Here is a 16,716-nt window from a genome sequence, read left to right as displayed (position 1 = left end):
TGCTGACTCCCTTCTCACCCATAGGCACAAATTGAGCGTTTTCTCGGTAGCCGAATCAAGTGATAAAGGAAACCTCGTCCAGTCTCCTTAAGACGACATACCGCTCTGCATAGCGGCACCGTAGATCTGTCAAGAGCGTGTTGAAATCCGCATCCCAGGGCGCTCCCAGCTCCGACGACTTTTCTCTCATGGTCTGCAGCAGCTCGATGCCCATGTCACGACCGACCTTCGTCGAATCTAGGTAAGTTGTGACATTGTCGCGAACGAAAGGAAGGACCTGCGCCGGGAGGTCATCGAGGAACCGTTGCGCCATTGGCCGTTCCATTCCCGCCTTAACGACGGTGCTCCAGGCAAGTCCAGGGTCTTCAAGGCACAAGTGCTGAAACATCACCAAATCCCATGGCTTATCCTCCAACGTGTGTTGTATATGCGCCGCCGATTCCGCCTTGTCGGGGGCGACTGCATAGAGTTCCTGAGCGGACGGTAGTTCCGGGTACGTATCGAATACTTTTCGGGCGACGCGTTCCGAATGTTCGGGAAAATGCTCCCTGGCAAGAACAGCCCAACCCGAGGCTATATTTCGGGTTTCCTCCACGGCGCACTCGTTAACCGCCTTCTCGGACCAATCGAAGGCAAGACCATAGCGGCCGATGTCACAAAGGCCGCCAATGATCTCCTCATATCGCAACGCCGCACTTCCCTTGAGACCATGGGTCCGAAGAACGGCTTCAGCACTGCCTTCAAGCACCGCTAGCCGACGCCCCACATAGCCACCGCCCTGTTCCGCCGCATACCACGAGCGGATGCGGGCCACGCCCTCATCTCCAAGGGCCGGCGCCAAATAGACTGGGTCAAGGTCAATTTCTTCCACCGAAAGAATCTCGTTCATTCGTATGAACCAGTGAGCCAAAGCGCTACCGGAATAACTAGCTCGCTGCGCCGCGGTAGGAACTACCCGCGCCAAGACTTCGCCGGCATCCCTTACAGCATGGGCATAGTCATTGACCCTAGGGATAGTCTTGAGGACCTCTTCTACTGCATCTAGAGCAACAAGCACGATATCGGATGGATTCGGCGGCACGATGCCAGAAAGTTGTGCGGGATCCTCTACTGCTTGTTCTAATAGCTCAGCGGCTTCATATATGCGGTCGCTGTAATAAACGCCGCGTTCACCCTTGTACAGATCTGGGTCATTGGTCCGAACGAGATCGGTTACCGCCTGTGCAAGAGTTCTCATGGGATTCAGTATACAAAATTATGGGATCACAAAGAAGAGGAGCAAGGCCACCAGTAAATTGGTAACCTTGCCCCTCTCTGTATAAACAGTATTTTGTTGTTTGTTGTTTGGTGTCGGCGGTGACTTACTCTCCCACAACCTCCCGGTTGCAGTACCATCAGCGTGTACAGGCTTAGCTTCCGGGTTCGGAATGGGACCGGGCGTTTCCCTGTAGCTATGAACCACCGACAAACCTAAAAGAACACTACCCACCACTGCGTGTGGTGTTGTGTCAGATACTGCATAGTGGACGCGACACACAAGAATGTGTTCATTTATTTGTTTACTCGCCTAACAAGTCCACCCAACAATCCAACCTCAAACCACATAGTGTTTTGGGGGTTGTTGTGGTGTGTTTGTTTTGGTCAATTAGTACCAGTAGCCTTCACACCTTACAGTGCTTCCAAGTCTGGCCTATCTACCCCATAGTCTTTAGGGGACCTCAAAAGAAACCTCATCTTAAAACAGGCTTCCCGCTTAGATGCTTTCAGCGGTTATCCCTTCCGTACGTAGCCAACCAGCACTACCCCTGGCGGGATAACTGGCACACTAGAGGTACGTCCGTCCCGGTCCTCTCGTACTAGGGACAGCCTTCTTCAAGTTTCAACGCGCGCGGCGGATAGAGACCGAACTGTCTCACGACGTTCTGAACCCAGCTCGCGTGCCGCTTTAATGGGCGAACAGCCCAACCCTTGGGACCTACTCCAGCCCCAGGATGCGACGAGCCGACATCGAGGTGCCAAACCATCCCGTCGATATGGACTCTTGGGGAAGATCAGCCTGTTATCCCCGGGGTACCTTTTATCCGTTGAGCGACACCACATCCACAAGTAGGTGCCGGATCACTAGTCCCGACTTTCGTCCCTGCTCGACATGTCTGTCTCACAGTCAAGCTCCCTTGTGCACTTACACTCACCACCTGATTGCCAACCAGGCTGAGGGAACCTTTGGGCGCCTCCGTTACATTTTGGGAGGCAACCGCCCCAGTTAAACTACCCACCAGGCACTGTCCCCAACCCAGATCATGGGCCAAGGTTAGATGCTCAATCCGATCAGAGTGGTATTTCAACAACGACTCCACCACCACTAGCGTGACAGCTTCACAGTCTCCCACCTATCCTACACAAACCGAACCAAACACCAATACCAAGCTATAGTGAAGGTCCCGGGGTCTTTTCGTCCTGCCGCGCGTAACGAGCATCTTTACTCGTAATGCAATTTCACCGGGCCTGTGGTCGAGACAGCAGAGAAGTCGTTACGCCATTCGTGCAGGTCGGAACTTACCCGACAAGGAATTTCGCTACCTTAGGATGGTTATAGTTACCACCGCCGTTTACTGGGGCTTAAATTCTCAGCTTCGCAGCCAAAAGACTACTAACCGGTCCTCTTAACCTTCCAGCACCGGGCAGGCGTCAGTCCATATACATCAACTTAACGTCTTCGCATGGACCTGTGTTTTTGATAAACAGTCGCTTCCCTCTATTCTCTGCGACCCCACAACACTCCAACCGCACAGGGTCTTCACATCACAGGGCCCCCCTTCTCCCGAAGTTACGGGGGCATTTTGCCGAATTCCTTAACCACAGTTCACCCGAACGCCTTAGTATCTTCAACCTGACCACCTGTGTCGGTTTAGGGTACGGGCCATACACACACTCGCTAGAGGCTTTTCTCGACAGTACAGGATCACCACCATCAACCCTTTTGGGTCTACGCATCACGCCTCAACCACACTGTGCGGCGGATTTACCTACCACACGATCTGCACGCTTACACCACCAATCCACTAAGTGGCGCGGCTACCTCACTGCGTCACCCCATCACTTGAACCACACATCAGGCCCCACGACATCAACACCACCAACACTCAAAAAAGTGAACAGGTAGCGTATCCGCAGTGGTTAGTATCAGTGCTTCATCATGGGCGCACATGTACGGGTACCAGAATATCAACTGGTTATCCATCGACTACGCCTGTCGGCCTCGCCTTAGGTCCCGACTCACCCTGGGAAGACGAACTTGACCCAGGAACCCTTAGTCATCCGGCGGTAAGGATTCTCACCTTACAATTCGTTACTCATGCCTGCATTCTCACTCGCACACAGTCCACGCCTCCTCACGGTAACGCTTCCACCCATGCACGACGCTCCCCTACCCAAACAACAAAAAATTATTGCTTGCCGCGGCTTCGGCGGTGTACTTGAGCCCCACTACATTGTCGGCGCAGAACCACTCGACCAGTGAGCTATTACGCACTCTTTCAAGGATGGCTGCTTCTAAGCCAACCTCCTGGCTGTCTTCGCGATCCCACATCCTTTTCCACTTAGTACACCCTTAGGGGCCTTAACCGGCGATCTGGGCTGTTTCCCTCTCGACTATGAAGCTTATCCCCCACAGTCTCACTGCCGCACAACACAATTGATGGCATTCGGAGTTTGGCTGACATTGCTAAGATTGTAGTCCCGCTCAACCAACCAGTCGCTCTACCTCCACCAAGCTCAATGCGACGCTGCACCTAAATGCATTTCGGGGAGAACCAGCTATCACGGAGTTTGATTGGCCTTTCACCCCTACCCACAGCTCATCCCCGCAGTTTTCAACCTACGTGGGTTCGCGCCTCCACAACCTCTTACAGCTGCTTCACACTGGCCATGGGTAAATCACCCCGCTTCGGGTCCAGGACATGCCACTTATCACCCCATTAGGATTCGGTTTCCCTACGGCTACCCCACACGGGTTAACCTCGCGACATGCCGCTGACTCGCAGGCTCATTCTTCAAAAGGCACGCCATCACACAATAAAAAGTGCTCTGACGGATTGTAAGCACATGGTTTCAGGAACTATTTCACTCCCCTCCCGGGGTACTTTTCACCATTCCCTCACGGTACTATCCACTATCGGTCACACTGAGTATTTAGGCTTACCGGGTGGTCCCGGCAGATTCACAACAGATTCCACGAGCCCGTTGCTACTCGGGAACCCAACAACCCCCACATCATCATCTTCAGCTACAGGACTCTCACCTACTCCGGCAGGCCATTCCAAACCACTTCACCTAACAACAATGCACAGGGCGTGCCACTGGTAGATGACACACAGCTAGGCCCCACAACACCGCACACACAACCCCTACCAGGTATCACATGCACACGGTTTAGCCTCATCCACGTTCGTTCGCCACTACTAGCAGAATCATTATTATTTTCTCCTCCTACGGGTACTGAGATGTTTCACTTCCCCGCGTAACCCCCACAACAGCTATGAATTCACTGAAGGGTAACCCCACATAACCAGGGCCAGGTTTCCCCATTCGGACATCCTCGGATCAACGCTTTATTGACAACTCCCCGAGGCTTAACGCAGCCTTACACGTCCTTCATCGGCTCAGCATGCCAAGGCATCCACCATGCGCCCTAAATAACGAACACACCAACCACCACACACAAACCACACAACCAACAAAAAGGTCACGCAGCCCACATGCAGCAGCAACAAGTGAACTTGACAAAATAAACAAAAAGAAAAATCACATCACACACACAACACCACCCACACACAAGCAGATGGCATCATGCAGATGCTCGCGTCCACTATACAGTTCTCACACAACACCCCAACTGACAACAAACACCACCACAATGAATGGCATCCATCAACCAGTCAGGCACACAATAAGGGGATAATGCCCCAGACACCCAACAATGCACCAACGACTTACCACTCAACATTAATTTTGTATGCATGGACACTTTTACGCATGTCACAAAGCACTGTCTCAACACTTAATACTGCTGATTAAGGTGTGTCTCCTACCCGGAATTTCCAAATTCGGTGGCAGCAGAACACTCGCCCACTCAACCACCAACCCACCATCAAACACGGTGGGCAACCCACAACTGTGGGCCATGGCTGCAACTGCAGCCCAATAAAAAAGCTCCTTAGAAAGGAGGTGATCCACCCGCACCTTCCGGTACGGGTACCTTGTTACGACTTCGTCCCAATCGCCGATCCCACCTTCGACGGCTCCCTAACACGTTTAGGCCACCGGCTTCGGGTGTTACCAACTTTCATGACGTGACGGGCGGTGTGTACAAGGCCCGGGAACGTATTCACCGCAGCATTGCTGATCTGCGATTACTAGCGACTCCGACTTCATGGGGTCGAGTTGCAGACCCCAATCCGAACTAAGGCCGGCTTTCAGCGATTCGCTCCACCTCACAGTGTCGCAGCGCGTTGTACCGACCATTGTAGCATGTGTGAAGCCCTGGACATAAGGGGCATGATGATTTGACGTCATCCCCACCTTCCTCCGAGTTAACCCCGGCAGTCTCTCATGAGTCCCCAACCAAATGCTGGCAACATAAGACAAGGGTTGCGCTCGTTGCGGGACTTAACCCAACATCTCACGACACGAGCTGACGACAACCATGCACCACCTGTACACCAACCACAAAGGGAAACTACATCTCTGCAGCGATCTAGTGTATGTCAAGCCCAGGTAAGGTTCTTCGCGTTGCATCGAATTAATCCACATGCTCCGCCGCTTGTGCGGGCCCCCGTCAATTCCTTTGAGTTTTAGCCTTGCGGCCGTACTCCCCAGGCGGGGCGCTTAATGCGTTAGCTACGGCACGAAAGTCGTAGAAAGACCCTCACACCTAGCGCCCACCGTTTACGGCATGGACTACCAGGGTATCTAATCCTGTTCGCTACCCATGCTTTCGCTCCTCAGCGTCAGTAACTGCCCAGTAACCTGCCTTCGCCATCGGTGTTCCTCCTGATATCTGCGCATTTCACCGCTACACCAGGAATTCCAGTTACCCCTACAGCACTCAAGTTATGCCCGTATCGCCTGCACGCCCGGAGTTAAGCCCCAGAATTTCACAGACGACGCGACAAACCACCTACGAGCCCTTTACGCCCAGTAATTCCGGACAACGCTCGCACCCTACGTATTACCGCGGCTGCTGGCACGTAGTTAGCCGGTGCTTCTTATCTAGGTACCGTCACACAAAGCTTCGTCCCTAGCGAAAGGAGTTTACAACCCGAAGGCCTTCATCCCCCACGCGGCGTCGCTGCATCAGGCTTGCGCCCATTGTGCAATATTCCCCACTGCTGCCTCCCGTAGGAGTCTGGGCCGTATCTCAGTCCCAATGTGGCCGTACACCCTCTCAGGCCGGCTACCCGTCGCCGCCTTGGTAGGCCATTACCCCACCAACAAGCTGATAGGCCGCGAGCTCATCCTACACCGAAAAAAACTTTCCAACCACCACACTAAAGATGGCTCCTATCCGGTATTAGACCCAGTTTCCCAAGCTTATCCCGAAGTGCAGGGCAGATCACCCACGTGTTACTCACCCGTTCGCCACTCGAGTACCCTGCAAGCAGGGCCTTTCCGTTCGACTTGCATGTGTTAAGCACGCCGCCAGCGTTCGTCCTGAGCCAGGATCAAACTCTCCACAAAAAGAAAAATTTCAGAACAACAAAATTCCAAAATAGGCCGTGAAAAGCCCAAACCTAACCAAAAGAACAAACCACCACAAACCCACAAAAGCAGGCCCATGCTGGCGTCCAAAAAATTACTACAAAGAAAAAATCACTGCCTCCCCAACCCGACGGGGCACAAAAAGGGAGACAAAAAGTTGAACACAATCACATGCCAACCAATCCATCAATGCAGCCGAAACACTAAACAGTATTCAAAAAGATGCGTATTCCAACACCTTACCGGCACACACCAACCAACAAACCACCATAGGTTCGCCGGCCAACAGACCAATCAACACACAACCATGCACACAAAAATAAAAAATAAGTACATTGGCACACTATTGAGTTCTCAAACAACATCCACACACCACAAGAAAATTCACCAAACGTTAACCTCTCGTTGGCGGCTCGTACCAACTTACCCAACAACCTGAACCAAGTCAAATCCTCGGACCAAGCCAGTACAAAAAGTCACTCAAAAGTAACCAACCGGCTACCTCTCGGCGACTCGCTAAAATTTATACCACCCCACTACACAACGCAAACTCGCAGGCCAACGTTTGTTTTTAGTGATAGCACGCGATCTTTCCATCGGGCCCATCGATAACGCGCACCGGAGTGTTGAAGATGGGCGTCAGGATATCGTCGCGCATAATCTCCTCGGCCGGACCGAATTCGACGATCTGCCCGCCCTTGCAAGCACAGATATAGTCCGCGTAGCGCGCGGCAAAGTTGATGTCATGCAGAACCACGATGACCGTGCGCCCCAATTCCTGGGCAGCCTCGCGCAGATGGCGCATCATGTCCACCGAGTGCGAAATGTCCAGGTTATTCAGAGGCTCATCTAGCAACACGTAATCGGTTTCTTGGCACAGCACCATGGCTACGTACGCGCGCTGGCGCTGACCACCAGACAGCTGGTCAAGGTAGCGGTGCTGCAATTCTTCCAAATGCAGGAAGTGGATGTATTTGGAAATGACCTCTTCATCGTGTTTATTAAGTCGACCCTTGGTATAGGGAAAGCGGCCAAAGCCCACGAGCTGGCGCACAGTTAGTTTCGTGACGAAGTGATTTTCCTGCCGCAAGATAGACACAATCTTCGCCAGGTCGGCGGACTTGCTGGATTGAATGTCATAGCCGGCGATTTCGATGCTGCCTTCATCCATGTCGAGCAGGCGCCCGATCATGGTGAGCATCGTCGACTTACCCGCACCATTCGGCCCCACCAGCGCGGTGATGCCTCCTTGCGGGATGGTCAGGTTGAGCGGACCAATAGCGGTCTCGGCGGAATAGGTTTTAGAAACGTTCTTTAATTCGATCACAGTCGGCCCTTTCGCATAATGACAAACAGGAACACGGAGCCACCTACCAGCTCAATGATGATGGACACCACACCTTGGGCGGAAAATACGTGCTGCATGAGGAAGTAGGCCGCAATGAGCACGAAGAATGCTAAGCCCACCGCCATCGGAAAGATATAGCGGTGATCGTAGGTATCGGCGAATTGATAAGCCAGCGTAGCCACCAAAAAGCCCAGGAAGGTCATGGGACCTACCAGCGCGGTGGTCGTCGCCATCAACAACGAGACCAACACCAGCGTGTAAATTGCGTGCGCTTTATGGTTCACGCCCAAGTTGGTGCTGACATCGGCGCCCAAGGAAATCACGTTGAGCTTGCGCGCATTGAGCACCAACAGCGTGGTAGCGATGGCCACGATGGGAATGGCGATGGGATAGTACTCAGTCTCGGCGTTATTGACGGAGCCAAAAAGGCGCGCGGTCAGCACGTCGAACTCGCTGGGGGTTAGCATGCGCTGCATAAAGGTAGACAGCGAGCCTAGGCCACCACCGATGACCACGCCGACCAGCAGCATGGCGTGCATATTCTGTTTTCTGTTGGTTAGCAGCCACGAATAAAGCACCAGGGAAAGGCCCACCATGACGCCCATTTGCATGAGGAAGGTGGGCAAGGTGCGGGCATCGTTAAGCCCACTAGCACCCAGGAAGAAAATGGTCGCGGTATTGATGGCAACGTACAGCGACTCAAAGCCCATGATGGACGGGGTCAAAATGCGGTTATTGGTCACGGTATGGAAAGAAACCGTCGCCATGGCTTGGCACACAGCGACGATCGCCATGGCGATGAGGGCATCGGCGCGGCGCTGGGCGATGAGCCAAAACTTGCGCGTACCAAACTCCATCGGATTGCCATAGGCCAGGTAGGCAAAGGCCAAAGCCGCAGCTAGGCCCCATACGCAGACCAGCGTGATCCAATATTTCTTTGGCGGGGCGGACATCTTAGTTCGCACGGGTCGACCTCACAATCATGATGATGAAGACGATGGCGCCGATGACGCCAAGGATGACCGAAACCGGCATCTCGAATGGGGCGATGATGACGCGACCCACCAGGTCACACACCGTGACGATGCCAATGCCCAACAGGCAGACCCAAGGCACGTTGGAACGCAGGTCATCGCCGCGCACCATGGAGACAATATTCGGCACGATTAGGCCCAGGAAGGGCAGCGAACCCACGACGACGGTCACCACGCCCGTAGCAATGGCGATGAGGCCAGTTCCCAGCAACAACATGCGGTTATAGTTCAGCCCGACGTTGGTGGCCACGTCCTCGCCCAAGCCAACCACGGTGAGGCGGTCGGCGTAAATGTACACCGCCACCAGCACCAAAAGCACGATCCACAAAACCTCGTATTGGCCCTTGTACACCGCGGTAAACGAGCCCATGAACCAGATTCCCAATTGCTGGAGCATATCGGTCATCAGGGCGAAAAACGTCGAGATTGCAGAGACCACGGCACCCAGCATGATGCCGATGATAGGCACAATGAGCGAGGAGCGCAGGGTCACCCGACGCAGGAAGAGGAAGAATACGACGGTGCCCAGGAAGGAAAAGACCACCGCACCAATCATCTTGACCAGAATCGAGGACGTGGGCGCGACGGCCATGACGGTGAGCAGGCCCAACCCGGCCCACTCCGTGGTTCCGGTGGTCGAGGGTTCGACGAAGCGATTCTGGGTGAGCAGCTGCATGACCAGGCCGCTTACAGCCATGGCCGCGCCGGCCAGTACCAAGGCGATGGTGCGCGGCAAGCGGGTAATGCCGAACATGGCGGCGCCATCGTCGGCACCAAAAACGTCGTACTGCCCAGTCAGCAAGGAGGCAACGAGCAACGCGGCGACGATGAGCACGCCGAGGCCGAGCTTCCAATCCCAGACCTTTGTGCGGGTGGTGGTTTCCATAACTATCCTTTACGCACCTGAAAACCGGAGGGCACAAATCCCTCCGGTTTCCGATTTTTAGTGGTGGCTAGTTCTTTTCAAACGCGTCTGCCATCGCGTTGAGCGTCTCCGTGAAGGTAATGATGTTTTCATTGGTGTAGGTATCCTGCGGAGCGGAAACGATCTTGCCTTCCTTCACGGCAGTCACGTTCTTGAGTGCCGCGGAATCCTCTACCAGCTTCTTACCTGGGGTGTAGCCTGCCTCATCCTTGGCCACGGCACCGTCACGGTCCATGATGAGGATGTAGTCAGGGTTGGAATCAGCGATTGCCTCGACGGAGATGTCATCGCCCTCGTGGTCATCGCTGGCGTTTTCCACCTCGAGGGAAGGCTTCATGCCCAGCAGGTCAAAGAATGGCCCAAAGAAGCGACCCTTACCTGGGGCGATGTAGTTGATATCGCCACCGGAGGTGTTGACGGCCATGACGGTCTTCTCAGGATCGTAGGCATCCTTGGCGCGGTCCAGGGCCTTGTTGAAGTCATCGACAAGCTTCTTTGCTTCATCTTCGTGGTCGAAGATCTTGCCCAATGCTTCGGTCTGGCGAATGAGTTCTTCCGCCATATCCTTGTCATCGCGCGGGGAGAAGTCCAGGACCGGGGTATCTTCCATCAAAGCCTCGATATCGGCCTGGTGCTGGGTGAAGCGTTGACCGTTGATGACGATGTCCGGCTCTGCGGCAACCAGCGCCTCCAGGTCGGGTTCGCGGTGCATGCCCAGGTTGGCCTCGATCGTGTCTTCATTGATCTTGTCCGACAGGGTATCCGGAACGATGCCCAGCGGGGCTGCCACGATGTTGACGTCCCAATCCGCGAGGATTTCGAAGGAACGGTTATCCGTTACCGCGACACGCTCGAACGGTACATCCAGCTCATGGGTACCGTTATTATCTTCGATCTGCAGTGCGCTTTCCGATGTCCCCTTATTCGAGCCCTGGTCCTCTTCTTCCGCAGTGCTACATGCGGTAAGAGCCAAGGAGGCGACAGCCACGACAGACAAAAGAGCGCGATGAATTTTCTTCATTGTGCTTTCCTTATAGACGAGAAACAAATGCCCCATAAACTTATCTTAAGTCACCCTAACCAATCAAGGGTGAGGGTAACCTTTCCTAAAATACATCGTCCAGCCCATAGAAACGCGCTGCATTGGCGAAGAAAACGTCATCAGCATGTACCCCCCGCCGCCTCCCCGATGAGCCGGAAATCGTCCACCGAAAACACCCGGCTCGCCCGCTGCGAGGGCAAATCGGTACCCGCCATGAGCGCGGTTGGATCAACGTCGACAATGCGGCGCACCACCTCCCTCGGATCGAGGTCCACTCGCCCGAATCCGGTGGCCTTGACCTTTACCCCGGCATCGACAAGCTCTAAGAGACCATCTACCCCCTGCGCGCTCAGGCCGAGGTGGTCGATACTCACGGCAGGCAACTTCTTCAGCACTGGGGCCATATCGCCCACCGTAGCCGCATCCACATAGAGCTCCACGTGCCAGCCGGCCAGGTCATAAATCCGCCACGCCAGCTCCTCAAGGTCCTCCCGCGCTGCGCTGCCACCGCGCCGGAAGTTGAAGCGCACCGCCCGCACGCCTAGGCCATCAAGGCGGCGGATTTCAGCATCGGGGACATCGGCAGGCAGCTGTGTCACGCCTACGAAGTTATCCAACTCCCCCAGAGCTTCTGCCAGATACCCCTGGTCAAAGCCCTGAAAGGAACCGGAAACTACCGCGCCAGCGGTGATATCAAAACCCTCACTCCGCAGCTTTTCGCGCCATACGTCATAGGCCGGAACCAAAAACTCCGGCGGCGTATAACCCTGATTCTCCTGAATGGGGTGGGAAAAATCGATGATGTGGAGGTGGGAATCGAATACTCGCTGCATGTCCACCACCCTAGCCGCGCGCGGGCAACCTTATGAGAAAAGCCCCAGCTAGAACTGAATCTAGCTGGGGCTCTCGGTGGAGCTGCCGGGACTTGAACCCGGGTCCTTCGTCACCTTGCCAGGGCTTCTCCGTGCGCAGTTCGCACATGATCTCTGCTCGGCCCTCCGGTTCGGGCGAACTCGTACCGGATGATGGGCCCAGTCACCAGTAAGAGTCCCATCTGGCCCTGATGACACAGCCAGACGGCAAGTTCCTTAGTCGATGCCAGGTTCTAGGTCAGGAACGAAACCTAGGCTGACAGACACGCGTCGCTGTAATTAGGCAGCGAGGGCGTAGTCACGCTGAGAGTTCTTCTCTGCGTTTATTTGTTTGCTACGACGCTTAAACGGTGGTCGGTAGCCTTCACCGGCACGCTTCCCCTGGCGCAGTGTACGAAGTCGAAACCAAATCAACCCCATAGCACTGTAGGGACGGGATAGTGCATCATTCCCTACGGTTATTCCAACACTACCGCAGACGCTTTTATTTCTCCAAGTGCTCTTCCAGCCAGTCCTTTAAGACCACCGCGTGGTTAATCTCGCGGTCGGCAGCACCAAAGAGCAGGGTGAGGTCCCCCTCCTTTGCCAAGGAGAGCAGCTGGGTGAGCTCTTCGGATTCCCGCTCATCGAGCTCGGCGCGGTAGCGGCGCGAAAACTCTTGGAAAGAATCCGCGTCATGGCTCCACCACTTGCGCAGCTCGGGGCTAGGCGCCACGTCCTTGAACCATTCGTCATAGTCCAGGTCCGCCTTGGCGATGCCCCGCGGCCACAGGCGGTCTACTAGGACGCCGGCTCCGGAAATGGAGTCCTCGCCCTTGACTGCGTCGTGAACCTTTACCGTCTTAAGCATTAATCCCCTTCACGCGGCGGCCGAGCTCGCGGGTGATTTCGCGGTTCTGATCGCGCCGCTTGATGTCTTCGCGCTTGTCATAATCCTGCTTACCCTGCGCCAGCGCCAGCGACAACTTCGCGTACCCATTTTTGAGGTACACCTTGAGCGGCACCAGGGTTTTATTGCCATTGCGCACCTGCCCGTAGAGCTTGTCGATCTCCCGGCGGTGCAGCAAAAGCTTGCGGGTGCGCCGCGGACTGTGGTTGGTCCACGACCCCATCGAATACTCCGGAATGTGCAGGTTGCGCAGGTACACCTCGCCATTATCAATGGTGGCGAAGGCATCATTGAGCGAGATCTTGCCCTCCCGGAGGGATTTGATCTCCGTGCCGAGCAAGACGATGCCGCACTCGAATTCTTCGAGGATCTTATAGTCGTGCCGGGCCCGGCGGTTGGTCGCAAGCGTGGCGTCCCCGGAAGCCGCCTTCTTATTCTTCTTGCCCTTTTTAGCCATAATTGCCTCAGTGTACTGTTCGTTTACCGCACCCGGCAAACGGCTTAGCGGCGGACATAAGAACGTAGGGTAATCTGCGCGGTGGCAGCGGTAACCGCCAAGGCGAGCAGGCCTACCAGCGGCAGCGCTACCCACAGATCACTGGACTTCATCGGCGCCAGCAATTGCGATTCGTACAGGCCCTGCAGGGAAGGATCGATCACTTGGGATTTCGCGATGAGCAGCCCGGCGCCGCCCAAGATCACGCCGATGAGGGAAGCGAGCACGGCTTCTACCACGAACGGCGCCTGCGTCATCCAGCGCGAAGCGCCCACCATGCGCATGATTTCGGTCTCGCGGGTGCGGTGGAAAGCGGCGATTTGCACCATATTGGCCACCAGGAAGATGGCCGCAATGGACATCACGATGGCCACGATGAAGGTGGCGGTGCGGATGGAATCGAGGTTGCTTGCAGCCTCGCGCACCTCTTCTTGCTGGTCCACGACCTCTTCTACCGCCGGGTTATCCCGCACAGCATCGATGGCGGAGGCCTCTTCCGGGTCAACGAGGCGCACGTGCAACGCTGCCGGCAGCGCGTCCGGCGAGGTTTGTTCCACCATCACCGGGTCCGTGTCCTGGAAGAGCTCACGGAAGCGCTCGTAGGAGGCCTCTCGGTTGCGAAATTCCACTGATTCCACGGAACTATCGGATTCCAGCTGGTCCTTTAAATCCGCGCAGGCGGGAGTAGAGCAGTTTGGATCGGTGGCGGAAATATCCTCGTTGAGCTGCACCATGACCTCCACGCGGTCCAAGTAGATATCCTTCGTATCCTTGGTGAGGTTGGTGACCATGATGCCGGCAACCACGGCGCCGACAGAAATGGCCGTGGTAATGATCATCGCGATGGTCATCGTCAGGTTGCGGCCCAAGCCCTTGGTGGCCTCGCGGAAGATGAATCCTAGGTTCATGCTTGCTCCTCCTGCGCCGAATAGGCTGCGTTGTGCTCATCGCGAACGAGCGTGCCTTCGCGCAATTCCAGCACGCGTTTGTGCGCCTTATCCACGGCGCGGGAATTGTGCGTGGACATCACGACGGTGGTGCCACGCTTGTTGATGCGCAGCAGCAAGTCCATGATCCCGTCGGCGGTGGCTGGATCGAGGTTGCCCGTGGGTTCATCGGCAAGCAGCAGCTTCGGGCGATTGACCAGGGCGCGCGCGATGGCCACGCGCTGCTGCTCACCGCCGGAAAGCTCGTGCGGCATCGCATGGTGGCGGTTGTCCAGACCCACCATCTCCAGTACCTGCGGCACCGCGGTGGAGATGCGGTGCTTGCTCTTGCCGATGACCTCCAGGGCAAACGCCACATTCTGATACACGTTGAGCTTGGGTAGCAGCCGAAAATCCTGGAATACGTAGCCAATCGATTGGCGCAGGGCGTTAATATCCTTGCCGCTTAGCTCATTGACGTGGAAGTCACCGAAGTAAATATCGCCCGAGGTCACATTGCTATAGCGCACCATGAGCTCTAGAAAGGTGGACTTTCCGGACCCCGAAGGTCCGATGAGGAAGGCAAACTCACCATCCGCAATGTCAAAAGACACCCCATCGAGCGCGGGCCGGGACTGGGCGGAATACACCTTAGTCACGTTTTCGAAAGTAATCACTCCGCTACTGTAGCAATCAAAGTTGACAGCAACCTGTGAACGCTATTTAGTAGTGTAGTCTAGAACACAAAATCTGGTGCGCAATGATGCCCGACCCGATCGACAGAAAGTGCCGATACTATGGCCGAGACTAAAACCAAAGAAAAACCGGAGAAAGCAAGCGGCTTTTTAGGCACCGTAGAAAAGATTGGCAATAAGCTGCCCGATCCTTTCTGGCTCTTCGTTATCCTCGCGATCATCGTCGCCATTACCTCCTGGATTGGCCACTTGATTGGCATGAGCGCCGAGGACCCTAAAACCGGCGATACCATCGAGGTTGAATCCCTCCTGACCACCGAAAATATCTCGCGCATGGTCACGGACGCGGTGGAAAACTTCACGAGCTTCCCGCCGTTGGGCGTCATCCTGGCAGTGATGCTGGGTGTGGCCGTGGCCGAGCAGTCCGGGCTTTTGTCCGCACTCGTGCGCGCCATGGTGACCAAGGTCAGCCCGAAGCTCCTTACCTTCATCGTCGCGCTAGCCGGCGTGACCGGTTCCGTGGCCTCCGATGCCATTTATGTCATCCTCATCCCACTAGGCGCAATGGCCTTTCACTCGGTGGGACGCTCCCCCATCGTGGGCGCCATGGTGGCCTTTGCAGCGTCCTCGGCAGGCTTCAACGCCTCGCTGATCCTGAACATTACTGACCTCCTGCTGGCCGGTATTTCCACGCCCGCCGCGCAGTTCGTGGATGAGGCTTATGAGGTCAGCCCGCTGGCCAATATCTTCTTCGTCATCCCATCCGCCATCGTATTGTCCCTTATCATCACCGCCGTCACGGAATGGTTCATGGTGAAAAAGGCCCGCGATCTGGTCAACCACGACAAGATCAATTACGAGGAAGTCTCCTTCTCCCAGGCCGCCGGCGCCGCTGATAACGAGGCGGACGAGGAAGAAAGCGACGTTGATTTCGAGGAAGAAGAAGACGAGCTGCGGGTAAAGCCGGAGGAGCAAAAGGGCTTGACCGCCTCTGGCATCGCGCTAGTCATCTTCCTCGCGGGATTCTTTGCTCTGCTCTTTATCCCAGGCTCCCCGCTGGCAAGCCAAGAAGATAGCTTCATGGAGTCGCCGCTCATTAGCGCGATTGCGGTTCCCATTGCCCTGGCATTCTTGGTGTGCGGCATCGTCTACGGCATCTACGCCGGCACGCTGAAGTCCGCCTCCGACGTGCCAGATTTCATGGCTAAAGGCATTAAGACCTTGGTTCCCATGCTGGTGCTCTTCTTCGCTGTGGCCCAGTTCTTGGCGTGGTTCCAGTGGTCCAACCTCGGTGTCTGGACCGCGATTAAGGGTTCTGAGCTGCTACAGGCATGGTCGCTGCCGCCCGTCTTGATGTTCGCCGCACTCGTGGCCATGGTGGCAGTCCTCAACCTGTTCATTACCTCAGGTTCTGCGCAGTGGGCACTGATGGCGCCGGTAATCATCCCGATGATGATGTACGTGGGCATCTCGCCTGAGGTCTCCCAGATGCTCTTCCGTATCGGTGACTCGCCGACAAATATCATCACACCGATGTCGCCGTACTTCGCCCTCGCACTGACCTTCCTGCAGCGCTACTACAAGCCGGCGGGCGTTGGCACGCTGATGTCACTGGCGCTGCCGTATTCCATCGCCATGATCGTTGGCTGGTTCATCTTCTTTATCGTGTGGTACCTGCTGGGTATCCCGCTCGGGCCGGGCGCCCCGATGCACTACCCGGCTTAAGCCTG

At 55.6% G+C, this 16,716-nt stretch carries 10 protein-coding genes, 3 rRNA genes, 1 other RNA gene and 1 pseudogene; 1 reads left to right on the top strand and 14 read right to left on the bottom strand.

The features are described 5' to 3' along the window. Positions 1-55: 55 nt before the first annotated feature. From ACLI1T_RS03420 to ftsE, 14 genes and pseudogenes are all read right to left on the bottom strand, one after another. Positions 56-1,237, bottom strand: coding sequence for a hypothetical protein (locus tag ACLI1T_RS03420; RefSeq protein WP_411703022.1), 1,182 nt, complete (start codon positions 1,235-1,237; stop codon positions 56-58). Positions 1,238-1,348: 111 nt separating this feature from the next. Further along, a 5S ribosomal RNA gene (gene rrf / locus ACLI1T_RS03415) occupies positions 1,349-1,466 on the bottom strand. A gap of 160 nt (positions 1,467-1,626) precedes the next feature. Then, positions 1,627-4,705: ribosomal RNA gene (locus ACLI1T_RS03410) — 23S ribosomal RNA — on the bottom strand. 514 nt (positions 4,706-5,219) lie between these two features. Further along, positions 5,220-6,738 (bottom strand): 16S ribosomal RNA (locus ACLI1T_RS03405). Together the 16S, 23S and 5S rRNA genes form the textbook arrangement of a ribosomal RNA operon. A gap of 592 nt (positions 6,739-7,330) precedes the next feature. After that, complete coding sequence (locus tag ACLI1T_RS03400; RefSeq protein ID WP_349851936.1) at positions 7,331-8,086, bottom strand: ABC transporter ATP-binding protein; 756 nt, start codon at positions 8,084-8,086, stop codon at positions 7,331-7,333. Beyond that, entirely contained in the window at positions 8,083-9,060 is a 978-nt protein-coding gene (locus ACLI1T_RS03395; RefSeq protein ID WP_411703281.1) for an iron chelate uptake ABC transporter family permease subunit, read from the bottom strand. The genes ACLI1T_RS03400 and ACLI1T_RS03395 overlap by 4 nt, the downstream gene beginning before the upstream one ends. Before the next feature lies 1 nt (position 9,061). Next, positions 9,062-10,027: an ABC transporter permease gene (locus tag ACLI1T_RS03390; protein ID WP_349851938.1), complete on the bottom strand. Its 966-nt coding sequence runs from the start codon at positions 10,025-10,027 to the stop codon at positions 9,062-9,064. A 67-nt stretch (positions 10,028-10,094) separates the two neighbouring features. Beyond that, positions 10,095-11,087, bottom strand: a complete 993-nt coding sequence (locus ACLI1T_RS03385) for a siderophore ABC transporter substrate-binding protein (RefSeq protein ID WP_411703021.1) — start codon at positions 11,085-11,087, stop codon at positions 10,095-10,097. Between the two features lie 85 nt (positions 11,088-11,172). Continuing rightward, a pseudogene (locus ACLI1T_RS03380) lies at positions 11,173-11,941 on the bottom strand (amidohydrolase family protein). Positions 11,942-12,015: 74 nt separating this feature from the next. Next, positions 12,016-12,398, bottom strand: a transfer-messenger RNA (tmRNA) gene (gene ssrA, locus ACLI1T_RS03375). Positions 12,399-12,464: 66 nt separating this feature from the next. Beyond that, on the bottom strand, positions 12,465-12,830 hold the full coding sequence (locus ACLI1T_RS03370) for a DUF488 domain-containing protein (RefSeq protein ID WP_411703020.1): 366 nt from the start codon (positions 12,828-12,830) through the stop codon (positions 12,465-12,467). After that, positions 12,823-13,326 (bottom strand): SsrA-binding protein SmpB, encoded by a 504-nt coding sequence (gene smpB, locus ACLI1T_RS03365; RefSeq protein ID WP_023016945.1) that lies wholly within the window; start codon positions 13,324-13,326, stop codon positions 12,823-12,825. The genes ACLI1T_RS03370 and smpB overlap by 8 nt, the downstream gene beginning before the upstream one ends. Before the next feature lie 44 nt (positions 13,327-13,370). Continuing rightward, positions 13,371-14,273, bottom strand: coding sequence for a permease-like cell division protein FtsX (ftsX, locus tag ACLI1T_RS03360; protein WP_411703019.1), 903 nt, complete (start codon positions 14,271-14,273; stop codon positions 13,371-13,373). Continuing rightward, entirely contained in the window at positions 14,270-14,968 is a 699-nt protein-coding gene (gene ftsE, locus ACLI1T_RS03355; RefSeq protein ID WP_411703018.1) for a cell division ATP-binding protein FtsE, read from the bottom strand. Before ftsE ends, ftsX begins: the two co-directional genes overlap by 4 nt. 120 nt (positions 14,969-15,088) lie before the next feature. Here ftsE and ACLI1T_RS03350 point away from each other — a divergent pair, with 120 nt between their 5' ends. Then, positions 15,089-16,711: an AbgT family transporter gene (locus tag ACLI1T_RS03350; RefSeq protein ID WP_023025795.1), complete on the top strand. Its 1,623-nt coding sequence runs from the start codon at positions 15,089-15,091 to the stop codon at positions 16,709-16,711. The last annotated feature ends 5 nt before the right edge of the window (positions 16,712-16,716 follow it).

The sequence above is a fragment of the Corynebacterium tuingiense genome (assembly GCF_046718165.1).
Classification (GTDB): Bacteria; Actinomycetota; Actinomycetes; order Mycobacteriales; family Mycobacteriaceae; genus Corynebacterium.
The sequence above is the reverse complement of the archived record's forward strand: the minus strand, read 5'-3'. Positions and strand labels throughout refer to the sequence as shown.